We start from the raw sequence: 14,652 nt of genomic DNA, 5'->3' as shown, positions 1-14,652 counted from the left end.
CCCCCCCACCCCCCCCCCCCCCCCCACCCCGCCCCCGCCCCCCCCACCCCCCCCCCCAGTCAGCTGGTTGAACTCGCGCGAAGCCTCAGGTTCTTGCGACCGATCACGCGTCGGACAACTGCGGCCAAGCCGGCGAGTTCTCTTCCTCAGTTGGACGGGGTTCGTCGATCGCATCCGGGCCAACGTGCTGCGGGGCGGCGGAAGTGTACCGGGCCACCGTCTTCCGCAGATGATCCGCGTGCTGGTAGATGTCCTCGACGTTCGTGATCAAGAGACGGGTCTCGACCTTGTTCTCGTCGAACACGCCGAGGTACTTCTTCGAGCGGTTGAACCACAGGCGGGCGATCGGTTTGCGGTTGTTGTCGTCGAGCAGCACGCCGTAGTAAGTCTTGGTGTCGCGCCCCACGATCCGTGCGGGAGAAACCTCGCTACAGACGATCGCCCGGACCACGCGGTAGCCTTCGAGTTCTTCCTCTGTCGTGATGATCTCGCCGCTGCTGTCGCGCGGTTTGCTGTCCGGGAGAGACTCGGCGGCCGCGCTGACTTGTACGGTCGGCTCGGCAGGTCCGTTGGACACACTGACGTATGAGTCGGGTCCGCCGAGCGCGTTCTTCAGCCGATCGTTGACCTGTTCGTTCAGAAACTGCCGAGCGGCCTTGTCCACCAAGGGAACGAACTGGTCTCGTACGCGCTGAGTGAACGCCCCCTCGTACACGCGCGTCGTCAGGAAGCGGACCCACTCGTCTTCGGGCTGTTTGAACTGCGCCGCGAGGATACGTTTGAGCTGGCCGATGTATTTCAGTTCGCCGGCCGCGCTGATCACCGAGTCGAGGTCGAACGACTCCTTGGTGAGTTTGGCCAGTTCAGGCAACAGTGTCTCATCGATGTCAGAGAAGTCCAGCACCAGGAAAGGCTTGGCGTCCATCCGGTTCGGCGCGTCCAGATCCGTGTAGAACTGGTACGTTTCGCCGTTCGTGAGGATCGCGATCCGCGCGTTGGTCACGGCGAAGTAGCGGAAGAGCTGTGACGCGTGCTCGATGCGCAGTGGGTCCTTGATCTTTTTCGCTTCGACCAGGACTTCGACCTGCCCGTTGTGCACGATGGCGTAGTCGATCTTCTCACCTTTTTTCGTACCGACGTCCGCGGTGAACTCGGGGATGACCTCGGCGGGATTGAAGACGTCGTAGCCCAGAACGTTGCTGATGAACGGCATCACGAAGGCGTTCTTCGTCGCTTCTTCGGTGCCGATATCGGCTTTGTGCTTACGGATCTTCAACGCCAGCGCCTGAGCGCGCTCGGCGATCTCCATATCGACACCTTTCTCTGCTGGGCTGCGCGAGATAGGTCGGTGGGCGAAGTTGAAGCGTTACGGTTATTTATGCACAGACTGCCCCGGTCCCGACAACGTGAACGGCGCTTTCGCAACGCTCAACGTTGTGAAAGTGGCGTTCACGTGGACCGGCCGGCTGCCTCGGGTTCCCGTGGCCGCTTCCTGCCATCCCAGGGGCGGTGAAGGCGGTTACGCTTGATCCCCGATGGCAGAAGTACTGGTGGTCGAGGACGACGACGAGCTCCGCATCGCCGTCACCGCCGAGCTGACCGCGACCGGCCTGGCCCTCACGCAAGCCCGTGACCTGGCCGAAGCCGACGCGGCGCTCACCCAGGCGGCCTACGACTGCGTGGTCTTCGACCGCATGCTGCCCGACGGTGACTCGGCGGGCTATGTCTACCGGCGTCGTCAGGAGGGCTGGGCGGTCCCGGTTCTCTTCCTCACCGCGCGCGACAGTCTCGCCGACCGGATCAGCGGCTTCGAGCACGGCGGTGACGATTACCTGGTCAAGCCGTTCGCGGTCGCCGAGATGACCGCGCGGGTGCTCGCGCTGTGCCGTCGCTCGGCTGACGGCAGGCCGTCGGTGCTCAAAGTGGACGATCTCGTGCTCGACTCCGCGCGCAGGGAGGTGCGGCGGGATGGCGTGCTGCTCACCTTGAGCGACAAGGAGTTCGCGGTGCTGGAGTACCTGATGATCCGGGCGGGGCAGGCTGTCGGGCGGGCTGAGCTGATCGAGCACTGCTGGGACGCCGACGCCGATCCGATGTCGAATGTGGTCGATGCCGTGGTGCGCAGGGTCAGGGTGAAACTGCGGGAACCAGGGATCATCCACACCGTGCACGGCCGGGGCTACCGGCTGGACCGATGAATCGCCAGTGAATCGGGGACCGGGAAGCTGCTCGCGTAACCGGAGACGAGCGGGGTGAACGGGATGAAGAGCAAGTCGAATCTGCGGCGGGCGGCCGTCTATGGGGTGGCGGGGCTGGCCACGGCCGCGCTGGGGGCGGCTTCGGCCGGATCGTTGTTCGACAGCCAGCCGGACGTCAAGGACGCCGCGCAGGCGAAGCCCGCCGAGCCTGCCGCGCCCGCGCCGCTGCAGGCGAAGGCTGCGGAGCCCGCCCCGGCCGCGGCCAAGCAGGTCACGCCCGCGCCGGTGCACAAGCCCGCCGTCGCGCCCAAACCGGCCGTGGCGCCGAAAACGCCGAAAACGGCGAAAGCCCCCCAGCGTAAGGCTGTCCCGGTCTCGACGCGCAAGGCGCAGACGCCGAAGTTCGTCGTGCGGGCCGCGGTGCAGAAGGAGGCGGTCCACAACGAGGTCGTGCGCAAGCGACAAGCGCCGGCGCCAGTGCTGAAGAAGACCGTGCGGCACACGGTCGAGACGGCCGTCGCGGCGGTCGACCACGCGCAGAAGGCCGTCGACCAGGCCACCGAGCGGCTCGCGAAGGCGCGCAAGCACCTCGAACAGTCCAAAAAGGACCTGGCGCACCTCAAGCACCACCACGGCAAGGACCACCACTTCAAGATCCTCCCGATCGACGTCCTGTCATGACGGCGGCCCTCGACGAACGCCCCGAGGACGACACGTACTACCTCCTGATCCCCGAGGACGTCTGGCTGAACCAGACGCCGTACGCGCCGGAGCCGCCGGAAGAAGATGAGGAGGAGGTCTACGAGGAGGACTTCTACCACCTCGAGAAGGCACGCGAGCCGATGAGCCTGGCGACCTTCACCGGGCTCGGGGGAGCGTCGGGCTCGCTGGCCTTCGGGATCGCGACCGGCGCGGTGATCGCCTCGCCGGTGGGCATGGTCGTCGGCATCGCGGCGGGAATCTTCGGCGGGCTGATGGGCAGTTCGCTGGCCGAAGAGCTGTACGACCGCAAGCATTCCTGAGCGCTGTACCGGAACACGGGGATTTCTGTACCGGCGCCGTTAGCCTGCACGGACGCGACTGCGGCAAGGGGGACAGGTGAGCAGGTCGAGGGCAGGCGAGGTCTATGAGGTCATCGCGCGCAACGTCCAGGGTGTGATCCGCGGCAAGCCGGAGGTGGTGCGGCTCGCCGTCGCCGCGCTGTTCGCCGAGGGGCATCTGCTGATCGAGGACGTGCCGGGACTGGGCAAGACGACGCTCGCCCGCTGCCTGGCGCGCAGTATCGGCGGCAGCTGGAACCGCATCCAGTTCACGCCCGACCTGCTGCCAGGCGACATCACCGGCGTCACCGTCTACCACCAGAAGGACGAGCGGTTCGCCTTTCACCCCGGCGGGATCTTCGCGAACATCGTGGTGGCCGACGAGATCAACCGCGGCACGCCGAAGACGCAGTCCGCGCTGCTGGAGGTCATGGCCGAGCGGCGGGTGACGGTCGACGCGGTCGGGCACGAGGTGCCGAGACCGTTCCTGGTCATCGCCACCCAGAACCCGATCGAGATGGAGGGCACCTACCGGCTGCCCGAGGCGCAGCTCGACCGGTTCCTGATGCGGCTGAACGTCGGCTATCCGGACCTCGAGTCCGAGGTGTTCGTGATCATGAGCGACTGCGCGGGCGTCAACCCGGACGACCTGCCCTCGGTGGTCGACGTGCAGACGCTGCGCGGCGCGATCGCCGAGGTGCGATCGTCGCATTTGGACAGAGCGGTCGTCGAATACGCCGCCAGGCTGGCCGCGGCGACGCGTGAGCACGCCGCCGTGCGCTTCGGCGCCAGCCCGCGCGGCAGCATCGCGCTGGTGCGTGCCGGGCAGGCGCTCGCCGCGACCGACGGCCGCCAGTTCGTCACCCCCGACGACATCAAGGACGCCGCCGTTCCGGTGCTCGCGCATCGGCTGGTGCTCACCGCCGAGGCCGAACTCGACCGGCGCGGCGCCGCCGACGTCGTCGCCGACGTGCTCGCGGCGACGCCGGCGCCGTCGATTTCGAGTGTCTAGCGCCAGACGACCGCGTGGTAGCCGCCCGAGACAGTGTCATACGCGTCCCCGGCGATCACACCGGCGTTGTTGATGATCAGCGCCCGGCTGCTGGAGCCGCCGGGCAAGGTCCCCAAGTCGGTAGCCCTGCCGTCGCGGTCCCAGCGCACCGCGCGGAGGCCCGATCCGCCGACGATCACATCGCGGTCATTGATACCGAAGGCGGTGAGGAAGTCGCCCTCGCCGGGGAGGCCGGGCAACGCCTTGTACTCGCCGCGGCTGTTCCACATCCCCGCACGGTAAGGGTAGGCCGAGGCGTAGCCGATGATCGTGCCCCGGTTGTTGATCTGAGTCGCGGTCTGGCCTTCGCCCAGGTTCGTGCTCTTGCCATCGGAATCCCACCGCATGGCGTTCGGGGACGCGACGCCGACGACCGTGCCCGCGTCGTTGATGTCTTCCGCCCTGCCGCTGTACTCCGCGTTGGGGGTCAGGTCGGTGCTCCGGCCGTCCGCCGCCCACCGGATGACGTGCGACACCAGCTCGTTCGCGCGGCGGGAGTAGCCTGCCACGACGCCGTCGTCGTTGATCGCGCTCGCCCAGCTGTCGCCGCCGAGGCCTTCGAGCTCGGTGACCGCGCCGTCGCGATTCCAGCGCACGGCCCGGTAACCGCGGCCGCCACCTGAGATGCCGACGACCTCTCCGTCGGCGTTGAGCCCGAACGGCTTGCTGTCCGCGTCACCCGGAAGCGGCTTCAGCTCGGTCAGCCTGCCGAACCGGTCCCAGCGTACGGCGCGGACGTGCTCCTCCCGGCTGGTGGCGGCGTAGCCCACGATGACCCCGCGGTTGTTGATCCTGGTGGCGTAGCTGGACTCGTAGCCCGCGAGCGTCCCCAGGTCGGTGATCCGGCCCGACCGATCCCACCGGGTGGCGTGCGACTTGCGGTCGCCGACGTCCGCGCTGCCGACGATCACGCCGTCGTCGTTGATCGCGCCCACGCTGCTGCTGGTGCCACCCGGCAGCGTGCCGAGATCCCTGATCCGGACCGTGTCCGGCTCGGCGAGCGCCGTGCCGGTCTGTGCCCCCACGGCCGCGATCAGCGCGACGGCGAGCACGATTTTCTTCACACGCATGATGAATTCACCCCAAGACGCAGTTCCCCTACTGGCGCTGGGTTCACCGCCGGGCGGGCTCACGGGTTGCCCGCCCGGCCATGCGTCACTCGAATGGCCTAACCGAGGGTCTTGGCCCAGTCCTTGACGACCTGGTGGAAGTCCCGCGCGTTGGGCGCGTAGTTGATCGAGTGCCCGTACCCGTCGAGCAGGTACGTCCGCAGCTGCGCGGCGGGCGCGAAGTACGGCGATTCCGACTGCCGCAGTGCCTCCGCCGACGAGCAGTCGCTGCCGAGCGGCAGGCCGCAGAAGTGCGTGTCGCCGTTTCCGACCACGAGCAGCACCGGGACATTGATCTGCAACGACGCCGGGATGACCACGGTGGTCAGCGCGATCGTGTCGATCGCCTCCGTCGCCGCGAAGACGTCCTTCGTGGACTCGTCGAACGCGATCGCGTCCGCCACGTTCGGGCCTGGCGTGTGGAACGAGGAGTACCGCGTGCCGGGGCTGGTGGTCAGGTAGCCCGCGTCGAGGCCTCGATTGCCGAGCTGCGGGTCGAGCGGCGCCGGGATCATCTGCGCCAGCACCGGCACCACGGTGATGTAGTTCATCCGGTGCGTCATGTCGGTGACCAGCACGCCGTCGACGTCGTGGTGGAAGCCCGCCTCGATCATCGCCATCGCGGCGCCGATGGAGTGCCCGCCGACGATCACCTTCGAGAACCGCGGCCGCAGCGTCTGGATGACCTGGTGCACGGCGTCGGCCTGCACGGTCGCGGTCACCAGCGCGCTGAGCGGCTTCGAGCTCTGCCCGGTGCCGAGCCGGTCGACGGCGAGCGTGGCGTATCCCGCGTTGTTCATCGCGAGCCGGAACGAGCGGGTCTCCGGCGTGTACCCGATGTCCCAATAGGAGCTGTTGTAGGTGCCGCCGGGAATGAGGACCTGGACGGTCGTGGCGCCCTGCGGCGTGCACAGCCTGCCGTACATCGTCGCGGGCAGCAGGCCGGCCGACACCGGGACCCGCACGTCCTCGCAGGTCACCGGCTCGGCGCCGGCAGGGGTGGGCACGAGCAGAGCCGCCGCGGCGAGCAGGGTCACGGCGCAGAGCCTTGAGAAACGCAAGAGAGAACTACCTCCGACTAGGTACGGCGCAGTGCCGTCATGGGCATGCGGCTGGGATACGCGGCCGAGGTGAACTTCACGCGCACCGGGCGGTCCGGGACGGGTACCAGCCGCCAGCGCGCCGCCACCGTGGCCACGGTGAGGATGATTTCGGTCTGGGCGAAGACATTCCCGAGACACTGGCGGTTGCCTGCGCCGAACGGGATGAACGCGCCCCTCGGCGGCCCGGGTTCGGACCAGCGATCGGGATCGAACTTTTCCGGGTTCCGGAAGGAATCCGGGTCGAAGTGGAGTGCGTGCGGGCTGACGATGACCTCGTCACCCGGCTGGATTCGTTCGCCACCAAGCTCGACGGCCGCGGTGGCGCGCCGCATGAGTATCCACACGGGATACATCCGCAGCACCTCGTTGACCACCATCGCGGTGAACTTCAAGCGCGGCACGTCGGCGAAGCGGACCGGGCGGCCGCCGAGCACCTCGTCGATTTCGGCGTGCAGCCGCTGCTCGACTTCGCTGTTACCGGCGATTTCGTGGAATAACCAGGAAAGTGCGAGCGCGGTGGTCTCGATGCCCGCCGTCAGCAACGTGATGACCTCGTCGTAGGTCTGCTGATCGGTCATTCCGTCGCCGCTGTCGTCCTGCGCCAGCAGCAACATCGACAAAACGTCGCCGTGATCGGTTTCTTCGGCGCGCCAGCTCGCGATGACCTCGAGCACGATGGCACGCATGCGTTCGATGGCCGTGTCGAACTCGCGATTGCCCGGCAAGGGCAGTTTTTCCACGAACGCGGGGGAAAGCGCGCGGATCATCCCCTGCTTGATCACGATGAAGATGGACCGGCGCACTTCACTGATCGCACGCTGCCCGATTTCGGTGGAGAACAACGCCTCGCCGACAATGGTGACCGCCAGCGCCTGCATGTCCTCGTCGATCTCGCGGATCTCGCCCGGCCGCCACGCCGAAGTCAGTTCCGTGGCCGCTGTGACCATGGTGTCCGCGTAGCGCGCGATGCGCTCGTGGTGGAACGCGGGCTGGATCAGCCGTCGCTGCCGCAAGTGGAAAGCGCCGTTCGAGAGCAACAGCCCGTTGCCGACATAGGGTCGGAATTTGTCGAACATGGCGCCCTTGCGGAAACTCGCGCCCTCGGTGACCAGCACGCGATAAGCGAGCTCCGGGCTGGTCACGAAATACGCGGGCAGCGGACCGAGAAAGACCTTCACGATTTCCCCGTGCGCGCGCAACCCGGCGGTGAACGCGAAACGCTGACGCAGCATCGCGGGGGTGTGCCCGAGAAAAGGCCACCGCCCGGGCGCCACCGGGACGGCCATCAAAGACTCCTCGCCGAGTCGTTGGGAAGCGTTCACCATAGGCCCGTCCGGATGAGGCAGACAGTGCCCGATCGGGTGGTCCACGCTCACGCCGATGGCCCAGCGACCGCGGGCGGCACGACCGGCTAAGCTCTCTCGCTTCTCCCACTCAAGAGGTGTTCACCGTGGTGCGACAACAGGAATGGGTTCCGCCGAGCGTGGACGTGTCCGTGCCGAGCATGGCGCGCACGTACGACTTCATGCTGGGCGGCGGGCACAACTTCGCGGTCGACCGCGCGGTCGGCGCGCAGATCGAGCAGGCCATGCCAGGCCTGCGCACGGCGGCCAGGGTGAACCGCAAGTTCCTGGGCAGGGTCGTGCGGTTCATGGTGGCGCGGGGAATCCGGCAGTTTCTCGACGTCGGCTCGGGAATTCCGACCGTGGCCAACGTGCACGAGGTGGCGCAGTCGGAAAAAGCGGACTGCCGTGTCGTTTATGTCGACCGCGATCCGGTCGCGGTCGCGCACAGTGAACTCATGCTGGCCGATAATGACCGCGCGGCCGTCGTGCACGCCGATATGCGCGACCCCGCGGCCATTCTCACCAGCCCCGAAGCGGCCCGCCTGCTCGATTTTGACGAGCCAGTCGGGTTATTGATGCTGTTGATGTTGCATTGGATTCCCGACGAGTCGGATCCGGCCGGTTTGCTGGCTCGATACAGTTCCGTGCTCGCTCCCGGCAGCTATTTGGCGATCACCCATGTGTCCGGCGATCATCAGGGCGCCGACCTGGCCGAAGCGACCGACGTGATCAAGCGCAGCAAGAGCCCCGATCAGATCAATCTGCGCACACATGCGCAGATCACCGCGTTGTTCGACGGTTTCGAATTGGTCGAGCCGGGTCTTGTCGGATGTGGGGAATGGCGCCCGCACGGCCCCGGTGACATCGCCGACGAACCCGGAATGAACATGCTGGTTTACGCTGGCGTAGGCCACAAGAAAGCGTTCGACGGAACGTGAGCCGGATCAAGGAATCGGCCGCCGATGGTGTGACGCCCTTTCATGCTTTCGGCCGAGCGCGGGCAGACGCGTGGTGGGTAAACTGCCGCGCAACTTGAAATCACAGCAGGGCGACGGAATGCCGAACCCAAGCCGATCCGAGGCCATACCCGCCCAGCCGGATCGCGGCCGCACGCGGGCCGCGCTCGCGCGCAAATGGACGTACTTGCTCAGCGGTGTCGTAGTGGTGCCGCTGGGTTCCGAAGAGCTGGGCCGGGAATTGTGCGTCCAGCTCGACATCCTCTGCGACGCGGTGCGCGCGGAGGACATGAAACCGATTCGCCGCGTCGGCGAGCGGCTGGTCGCGCTCGGCTATGTCGGCGAGGCCGGGCTGCGGTGCACGCTCGACGTGCTCGGCAAGGGAATGCTGGCGCTGCCGGAATTCCAGCCCGCGGAACGGTTCGCCGAGCGGATTCTGCTCGCGCAGAGCGCGCTGGCGTGCGGTTTCCTGGCCGCGACCCAGCGCGCGATCTTCGAGCAGCAGGAGAGCATGCACCTGTCGCTGCTCAAGGCGGTCCGTGACGCCAAATGGAACCTCAAGGAGAGCGAAGCGCGCTTCGACGAGGTCATCACGTCCTCGTCGAGTGGCGTGATGATCGTCGGCCTCGACGGGCGGGTGCAGCGTGTCAACGCCGCGGCTGGCGTGATTCTCGGGTTCACGCAAGCGGAACTGGCAGGCGTCGAGCTGGCCGACCTTGTGCACCCGGACGAGGAGCGGATGGTGCGCGATGGCCTGCACGCGTTGCTGGAAGGCGCCAAGGACCGGCTCCGCCAGACGCAGCGCCTGCTGCGCAAGGACGGCGACGTCGCCCGTGTCACGCTGACCGCGTCACTGCTGCGCGGCGCGGACAACCGGCCGAGCCACTATGTCGCCGTCATCGAGGACGGCACCGAATTGATGTTGCTGCAAGGCGAACTGAGCCGTCAGTCACTGCACGACCTGGTCACTGGCCTACCCAACCGGCAATTCTTCGGCACCAGGCTGGAGGCGGCGCTGCGCGACGCGGGCTCCGAGCACGGCATCACCTTGTTCCATCTGGACCTCGACGCGTTCGGCCTGCTGTGCAACAGCCTGGGCAGACGCGCGGGCGAGCGGCTGCTGGTGCACGTCGCACAGCGGCTGAGAGCCTTGCTGGCCAAGGAAAAGACGATCATCGCGCGCTTCGACGGCGACGAGTTCGGCATACTGGTGGAGAACACGGCCACCACGCCGCCGGTCGCCACGATCATGGCGGAGATCAACGCCGAGCTCGCCGAACCGTTCTATGTGGACAGTCACGGCCTCGCCGCTTCGGTGAGCGCCGGCATCGTGCACCGCCCCTCGTCCGACATCGACCCTGCCGAGCTGTTGCGCGCCGCCGACCAGACGCTGCGCCGTGCCAAGGCGGGCCGCCGCGGCCAGTGGGAGCTGTTCGATCCCGACTCCGACGCCGAGGACAGATACGCGCACGGCCTCGCCGTGAGCATGCCAGGCGCGTGGGAGAACGGCCAGATCACCGTCCGCTACCGCCCGGTGACCGGCTTGGCCGACGCCCGCCTCGTCGGCGTCGAGGCCGTACTCCACTGGGATCACCCCGAGGAAGGCTCACTAGACCACGCCCGCTGCACGGAACTCGCGGAGCGCACCGGCCTGATCCTGCCGCTCGGTGACTGGCTGCTCCGCCAAGGTGCCGGGCAGGCCCAATGGTGGCGTCAACGGCACGGCTTCACCCGCCCACTCGCGGTCGGCCTCACCGCGCATCAGGCCGCCGACGCCAAGCTGGTCGCCCGCGTGGCAGGCGTGCTCGACGACACGCGCCTGCCGCCGAAGCAGCTGATGATCGGCATGCCGGTCGGTGCGCTGTCGGTTCCCGGCGTGGCCGCCAATCTGACGAACCTCGCCGGTCTCGGCGTGCGCACGGTTCTCGTCGACTTCGGGCTGGCCCCCGACGACCTCGCCGCCATCCGGACCCATGACGTCCACTTCGTCCGCATCGCCGCCCGCCTGGCCGACCACCACGCCTCGTACGTCGCCGCGCTGGTCGGCGAGGTCGACGCCCGCGTGGTCATCGACGGCGTCACGACCGCGGCCCAGGCCGCTTGGTGGCTCGCCGCCGGCGCCGATGGGGCGACCGGATCGTTCATCGGATCCGCCGTGCCACCAGGCGAATTCCCGCTCTGACGGACCGGCGCCTGAAATAAAACTGAACCGCTTTCGTTATGCGACCGTATCTCCCTCCGTGGGCGCAACCAGAAAGTACCGCCGGAGGAAGACGAATGGGTTACCTGAGAAGCGTTGGCAAGCACCGTAAGCGCGCCACGATCGGCATCGCGTCCGTGCTGGGAGTGGCGGGAATCGCCACCGCCATCTTCACGTCGACGACGCCTTCCAGCGAGGCGGCCGAAAGCTGCCAAGGACTCGATACCGCTTTGGGGAACAACTTGAAGTTCATCGCAGACCAGAAAGCCGCTCCGGATCAGCTTTCCGAGGCGCGCATCGCGAACCGGCAGGCCGTCGTCGATCTCATCCAGCAGCGGCGGAAGGCTGCTGGCTGCACCGGCGCGGTCGCGGCTCCGATTCCGTTGCCTCAGCGGGAACAGCCGCCCGCGGCCGAGCCGGAACAGCCTGCGGTGGAACCCGAGCCCGCCGAGGACCCCATTGCGGCGAAACAGGTATGCCAGGGTTCGACGGTGACGCTCTCGGGTGAGGCAGGCGCTCCGGCTGCCTCGAGCAACCAGTTCCCGGTCGGCACCCGGCTCAAAGTGACCAATTTGGACAACGACAAGTCCACCACGGTCAAGGTGAGCGGGCCGTCCGGCAGCTGCGCGCTGCTGAACAACGCGGCCTTCGAACAGGTCCGCGAGCCAGGCAAGTTCCTCATCCGGCGCGCCCGCATCGAACGCGTCGGATGATGCGCGGTGGCGTTCACCCGCAGGCGCGGGCGGGTGAACGTCACCATTCTTTCAGCCGCAGAGTTCCGCGTCGCGCGCCAGCATCGCGGCCTGGACCCGGTTGTCACAGCCGAGTTTGCCGAGTACCCGGCTGACATGCGCCTTGATGGATCCCTCCGAAAGCGCCATCGCGCGGGCGATCTGCACGTTGCCCAGTCCCTTGGCGATGTGCGCCAGCACGGAACGTTCACGCTCGCTGAGTTGTGCGATCTGCCTGCGGGCGTGGTCCCGGTTCTCCGAAGAGCCCTTGGTGATGTGCTCGACCAGGCTGCGCGTGACGGCGGGGCTGAGGATGGCGTCACCGGCGGCCACCACCCGCACCGCGTGCACGAGATCGGCGGCTTTCCCTGTCTTGCAAAGGAAACCCACCGCGCCGGCGCGTAGCGCGGGCACTACCTGTTCATGCGCGTGCGGCGCGGCCAGCACCACGATCCGGGTGTCCGGGGTGAACGCCCTGATCCGCTCGACGGACGCGAGCCCGGCCAGGTTCATCAGCAGTACCTGCGGCACATGTCTCTTGGCGAGTTCGACGGCCGCGGTGCCGTCGCGTGCCTCCCCGATGACGTCGAACTCCCCGGCCTGCTCCAGCGCGTCACGAACGCCCGTGCGGAACAGGGCCTCGTCGTCGACGATGCCCACGGTGATTCCCATGTTCTCACTCCAGGTCTCTTCGCGGCCGGGAACCACGACGTGCCCGGCGCACTGTGAGACACGGACGCGGCGGCGAACCGGCTCAGTCGTCGCGACGAACGGTCCGCGAATGGTCGGCGCGCGCCGACGAACGGGCTCTCCGTGCCAGGTCGAGCGCCGCGTCCGGCCATTCCGGATACTCGAAGCCGAACCCGTCACCGAGCAGCCGCCCCGGTGTGACGCGGCGGCTCTTCAGCAGAAGCTCGGTGTCCGAGCGCAGCACGAGCGCACCGATCTCGGCCATCCACTTCGTCGCGGGCAGCCCGATCTTGACCCCGCAGGCCCGGCACAGCGCTCGCATGAAGTCGCGTTGCGGCAGGGGAGTGGGCGCGGCGAGGTTCACCGGCCCGGTCAGGTCGCCGTGCAGCAGGTGCCGGACCGCGTTGACGAAGTCGGTCTCGTGGATCCACGAGACGTATTGACGGCCGCCGCCGACCGGGCCGCCGAGCCCGAGGCGCGTCATCGTGCGCAGGACGTCGAACACGCCACCGCGGTCGGGGCTCATCACCATCGCTGCCCGCAACGCGACCTGGCGCGTTTCCGGGGTCTCGGCATTGCGCTGGGCTTCTTCCCACGTCTTGGCGATGTCGACGCTGAAACCCCAGTAGCCGGGGACGCCGGGTTCGGTGCCGCCGATGATCCCGGTCGCCTCGTCGTTGGGCGCGTCGAAGCGGTGGGCGTAGATGGTCGCCGTGCTCATCTGCAGCCAGACCTTCGGCGGTCGCTTCGCGAGCCCGATGGCCTCGCCGACGACCCGCGCCGAGTCGACGCGGGAGTCCATCATCTCCTTGAGGTTCGCCGCGGTGTACCGGCAGCTCACGCTGCGGCCTGCCAGGTTGATCACCGCGTCGCAGCCGTCGATCTCGCCGGCCCAGGCGCCGAGCGTGCGCCCGTCCCAGTGGTGGGGCCCTGGCTTGCGGCTCAGCACGGCGACCTCGTGTCCGTCGCCGGTGAGCGCGCGGCTCAGGATGGTCCCGACCTGCCCGGTGCCACCGGGTATCACGATCTTCACGATGCCGACTGTACGCGACTTTTGAACGCGTTCAAAATAGCGGGCCGACTCGCGGGAATTCGAACGCGAGAGGCCTAGACCTTCGGGGTTGACCGCTGCTTGGCCGCGCTCTAGCCGGTGTCCTAGGCTCCCGCTGTGAGCGCTTTCCGGTTTGTGCAGGACTGGTACTCGGCCCAGTGCGACGGAGAATGGGAGCACGAGTTCGGCATGACGATCAAGACGCTCGACAATCCCGGCTGGATCTTCGAGATCGACATCGTGCACACGAGCGCCGACGGCCGCAGGCTGACCAAGGCGCTGACCGAACCCGGCCCCGGCCAATGGATCTGGTCCTGGTGCGACGGCCGCACCTTCGGCGCGGCCTGCGACCCTCAGTCGCTCGAGGACGCTTTCGCCCGCTTCCAAGCTTTTATCGAGAAAACGCTGTGAGTCGTGAGTGTTGCCGACGGTTCTAACCGTCGCGCTCACTCACGACGCCGCGCCAGGCCCGCACCGGAAGTCTGGGGCGAGGGGTTCCCCTGCCTGCATCGAGCGGAGCAGGGGAACCCCTCGTTCGGTGCGGGTGAGTGGTGACTCTGCTCCGTTGGATGCAGCAGAGTCACCACTCACCCTGTCGCGAAGCGAGGGTGCCCCCGAGTGCGTACTACGCACCCAAAGGCCCCCTCGCTTCATACCCACCGCCGCCATCCTGCCGCGTGTCAGCCCTTCGCGCGCTTCACCGCGGAAAGGAACTGCTCGATTTCCTTCTGTTTCCCCGAGCCGTAGACGATGGTGAACTGATCGTCTTTGTCCGACAGCCACGGGAGCTTGACGTCGGGGTGACCGGTGACGCCTGGGGCGGTGAACCTGAGCCGACCGGGCTGCCAGACGGTCGGCTTACGGTGTTCTATCTTGACCTTGTCTACGGGCAACCGGTTCTTGATCCGGTTCAACCGCTTGGTCGGCACCGTGATGGTGATCGTCTTGCCATCGAACTCGACAGAACGCTGTCTGCTTTTGACTCGCATGATGCCCTCCCCGGCTCGCCGTCCAGGTTAGGAGCGGATCCGGCTTCAGGCGAGAGGCCGAAAGGCCCTAGTCCCGGGCGATCCGCCCAGGGGTCGTGAGCGTTGCGGGCGGTTATTGGGCGGAAGGTCAAAGGTGTCATGTTGTGCTGGGCGACCTTGGCCAGCGTCAGCCTGTCAGGGCTTCGGGC

At 67.4% G+C, this 14,652-nt stretch carries 15 protein-coding genes; 8 read left to right on the top strand and 7 right to left on the bottom strand.

Features of this window, described 5'->3' with window-relative positions; genetic code table 11:
- Nucleotides 1-103: 103 nt before the first annotated feature.
- The gene (locus ACFV15_RS38305) at nucleotides 104-1,309 is read right to left on the bottom strand and encodes a type I restriction endonuclease (protein WP_378357067.1); all 1,206 of its coding nucleotides are present in this window, start codon (nucleotides 1,307-1,309) and stop codon (nucleotides 104-106) included.
- Between the two features lie 226 nt (nucleotides 1,310-1,535).
- Between ACFV15_RS38305 and ACFV15_RS38300 the strand changes: the two genes are divergently transcribed.
- From ACFV15_RS38300 to ACFV15_RS38285, 4 genes are all read left to right on the top strand, one after another.
- Nucleotides 1,536-2,198: a winged helix-turn-helix domain-containing protein gene (locus ACFV15_RS38300; protein WP_378357066.1), complete on the top strand. Its 663-nt coding sequence runs from the start codon at nucleotides 1,536-1,538 to the stop codon at nucleotides 2,196-2,198.
- Between the two features lie 63 nt (nucleotides 2,199-2,261).
- The gene (locus tag ACFV15_RS38295; protein WP_378357065.1) at nucleotides 2,262-2,879 is read left to right on the top strand and encodes a hypothetical protein; all 618 of its coding nucleotides are present in this window, start codon (nucleotides 2,262-2,264) and stop codon (nucleotides 2,877-2,879) included.
- On the top strand, nucleotides 2,876-3,220 hold the full coding sequence (locus ACFV15_RS38290; RefSeq protein WP_378357064.1) for a hypothetical protein: 345 nt from the start codon (nucleotides 2,876-2,878) through the stop codon (nucleotides 3,218-3,220). Before ACFV15_RS38295 ends, ACFV15_RS38290 begins: the two co-directional genes overlap by 4 nt.
- A 76-nt stretch (nucleotides 3,221-3,296) precedes the next feature.
- Complete coding sequence (locus ACFV15_RS38285; protein WP_378357062.1) at nucleotides 3,297-4,250, top strand: AAA family ATPase; 954 nt, start codon at nucleotides 3,297-3,299, stop codon at nucleotides 4,248-4,250.
- Here ACFV15_RS38285 and ACFV15_RS38280 read toward each other — a convergent pair.
- From ACFV15_RS38280 to ACFV15_RS38270, 3 genes are all read right to left on the bottom strand, one after another.
- Complete coding sequence (locus ACFV15_RS38280; protein ID WP_378357061.1) at nucleotides 4,247-5,359, bottom strand: hypothetical protein; 1,113 nt, start codon at nucleotides 5,357-5,359, stop codon at nucleotides 4,247-4,249. The genes ACFV15_RS38285 and ACFV15_RS38280 overlap by 4 nt on opposite strands.
- A 98-nt stretch (nucleotides 5,360-5,457) precedes the next feature.
- Entirely contained in the window at nucleotides 5,458-6,435 is a 978-nt protein-coding gene (locus ACFV15_RS38275) for an alpha/beta hydrolase (protein WP_378357059.1), read from the bottom strand.
- Nucleotides 6,436-6,476: 41 nt separating this feature from the next.
- Complete coding sequence (locus ACFV15_RS38270) at nucleotides 6,477-7,787, bottom strand: cytochrome P450 (RefSeq protein WP_378357058.1); 1,311 nt, start codon at nucleotides 7,785-7,787, stop codon at nucleotides 6,477-6,479.
- A 164-nt stretch (nucleotides 7,788-7,951) separates the two neighbouring features.
- Between ACFV15_RS38270 and ACFV15_RS38265 the strand changes: the two genes are divergently transcribed.
- The 3 genes from ACFV15_RS38265 (at nucleotide 7,952) to ACFV15_RS38255 (ending at nucleotide 11,716) form a co-directional block, all read left to right on the top strand.
- Nucleotides 7,952-8,785, top strand: coding sequence for an SAM-dependent methyltransferase (locus ACFV15_RS38265; protein WP_378357092.1), 834 nt, complete (start codon nucleotides 7,952-7,954; stop codon nucleotides 8,783-8,785).
- Nucleotides 8,786-8,903: 118 nt separating this feature from the next.
- Nucleotides 8,904-10,985: a putative bifunctional diguanylate cyclase/phosphodiesterase gene (locus ACFV15_RS38260; RefSeq protein WP_378357056.1), complete on the top strand. Its 2,082-nt coding sequence runs from the start codon at nucleotides 8,904-8,906 to the stop codon at nucleotides 10,983-10,985.
- Nucleotides 10,986-11,080: 95 nt separating this feature from the next.
- Entirely contained in the window at nucleotides 11,081-11,716 is a 636-nt protein-coding gene (locus tag ACFV15_RS38255; protein WP_378357055.1) for a hypothetical protein, read from the top strand.
- A gap of 51 nt (nucleotides 11,717-11,767) precedes the next feature.
- Here the strand turns inward: ACFV15_RS38255 and ACFV15_RS38250 are convergent, their stop codons facing one another.
- The gene (locus tag ACFV15_RS38250; protein WP_378357054.1) at nucleotides 11,768-12,406 is read right to left on the bottom strand and encodes a LuxR C-terminal-related transcriptional regulator; all 639 of its coding nucleotides are present in this window, start codon (nucleotides 12,404-12,406) and stop codon (nucleotides 11,768-11,770) included.
- Between the two features lie 82 nt (nucleotides 12,407-12,488).
- On the bottom strand, nucleotides 12,489-13,457 hold the full coding sequence (locus ACFV15_RS38245; protein ID WP_378357052.1) for a TIGR01777 family oxidoreductase: 969 nt from the start codon (nucleotides 13,455-13,457) through the stop codon (nucleotides 12,489-12,491).
- Between the two features lie 135 nt (nucleotides 13,458-13,592).
- Between ACFV15_RS38245 and ACFV15_RS38240 the strand changes: the two genes are divergently transcribed.
- Nucleotides 13,593-13,886 (top strand): Imm53 family immunity protein, encoded by a 294-nt coding sequence (locus ACFV15_RS38240; protein ID WP_378357050.1) that lies wholly within the window; start codon nucleotides 13,593-13,595, stop codon nucleotides 13,884-13,886.
- Between the two features lie 269 nt (nucleotides 13,887-14,155).
- Here ACFV15_RS38240 and ACFV15_RS38235 read toward each other — a convergent pair whose 3' ends face one another.
- Complete coding sequence (locus tag ACFV15_RS38235; RefSeq protein WP_378357049.1) at nucleotides 14,156-14,464, bottom strand: hypothetical protein; 309 nt, start codon at nucleotides 14,462-14,464, stop codon at nucleotides 14,156-14,158.
- Nucleotides 14,465-14,652 lie beyond the last annotated feature (188 nt).

The sequence above is a fragment of the Amycolatopsis sp. NPDC059657 genome, from assembly GCF_042734395.1.
Lineage (GTDB): Bacteria > Actinomycetota > Actinomycetes > Mycobacteriales > Pseudonocardiaceae > Amycolatopsis.
This window is presented reverse-complemented; position numbering and strand designations above follow the sequence as displayed.

Bases quoted from the DNA above. Each gene is read 5' to 3' on its own strand.
- ACFV15_RS38260 (WP_378357056.1), top strand. From the start codon at position 8,904: ATGCCGAACCCAAGCCGATCCGAGGCCATACCCGCCCAGCCGGATCGC.
- ACFV15_RS38250 (WP_378357054.1), bottom strand. From the start codon at position 12,406: ATGGGAATCACCGTGGGCATCGTCGACGACGAGGCCCTGTTCCGCACG.
- ACFV15_RS38280 (WP_378357061.1), bottom strand. From the start codon at position 5,359: ATGCGTGTGAAGAAAATCGTGCTCGCCGTCGCGCTGATCGCGGCCGTG.
- ACFV15_RS38255 (WP_378357055.1), top strand. From the start codon at position 11,081: ATGGGTTACCTGAGAAGCGTTGGCAAGCACCGTAAGCGCGCCACGATC.
- ACFV15_RS38295 (WP_378357065.1), top strand. From the start codon at position 2,262: ATGAAGAGCAAGTCGAATCTGCGGCGGGCGGCCGTCTATGGGGTGGCG.
- ACFV15_RS38300 (WP_378357066.1), top strand. From the start codon at position 1,536: ATGGCAGAAGTACTGGTGGTCGAGGACGACGACGAGCTCCGCATCGCC.
- ACFV15_RS38270 (WP_378357058.1), bottom strand. From the start codon at position 7,787: ATGGCCGTCCCGGTGGCGCCCGGGCGGTGGCCTTTTCTCGGGCACACC.
- ACFV15_RS38305 (WP_378357067.1), bottom strand. From the start codon at position 1,309: ATGGAGATCGCCGAGCGCGCTCAGGCGCTGGCGTTGAAGATCCGTAAG.
- ACFV15_RS38235 (WP_378357049.1), bottom strand. From the start codon at position 14,464: ATGCGAGTCAAAAGCAGACAGCGTTCTGTCGAGTTCGATGGCAAGACG.
- ACFV15_RS38290 (WP_378357064.1), top strand. From the start codon at position 2,876: ATGACGGCGGCCCTCGACGAACGCCCCGAGGACGACACGTACTACCTC.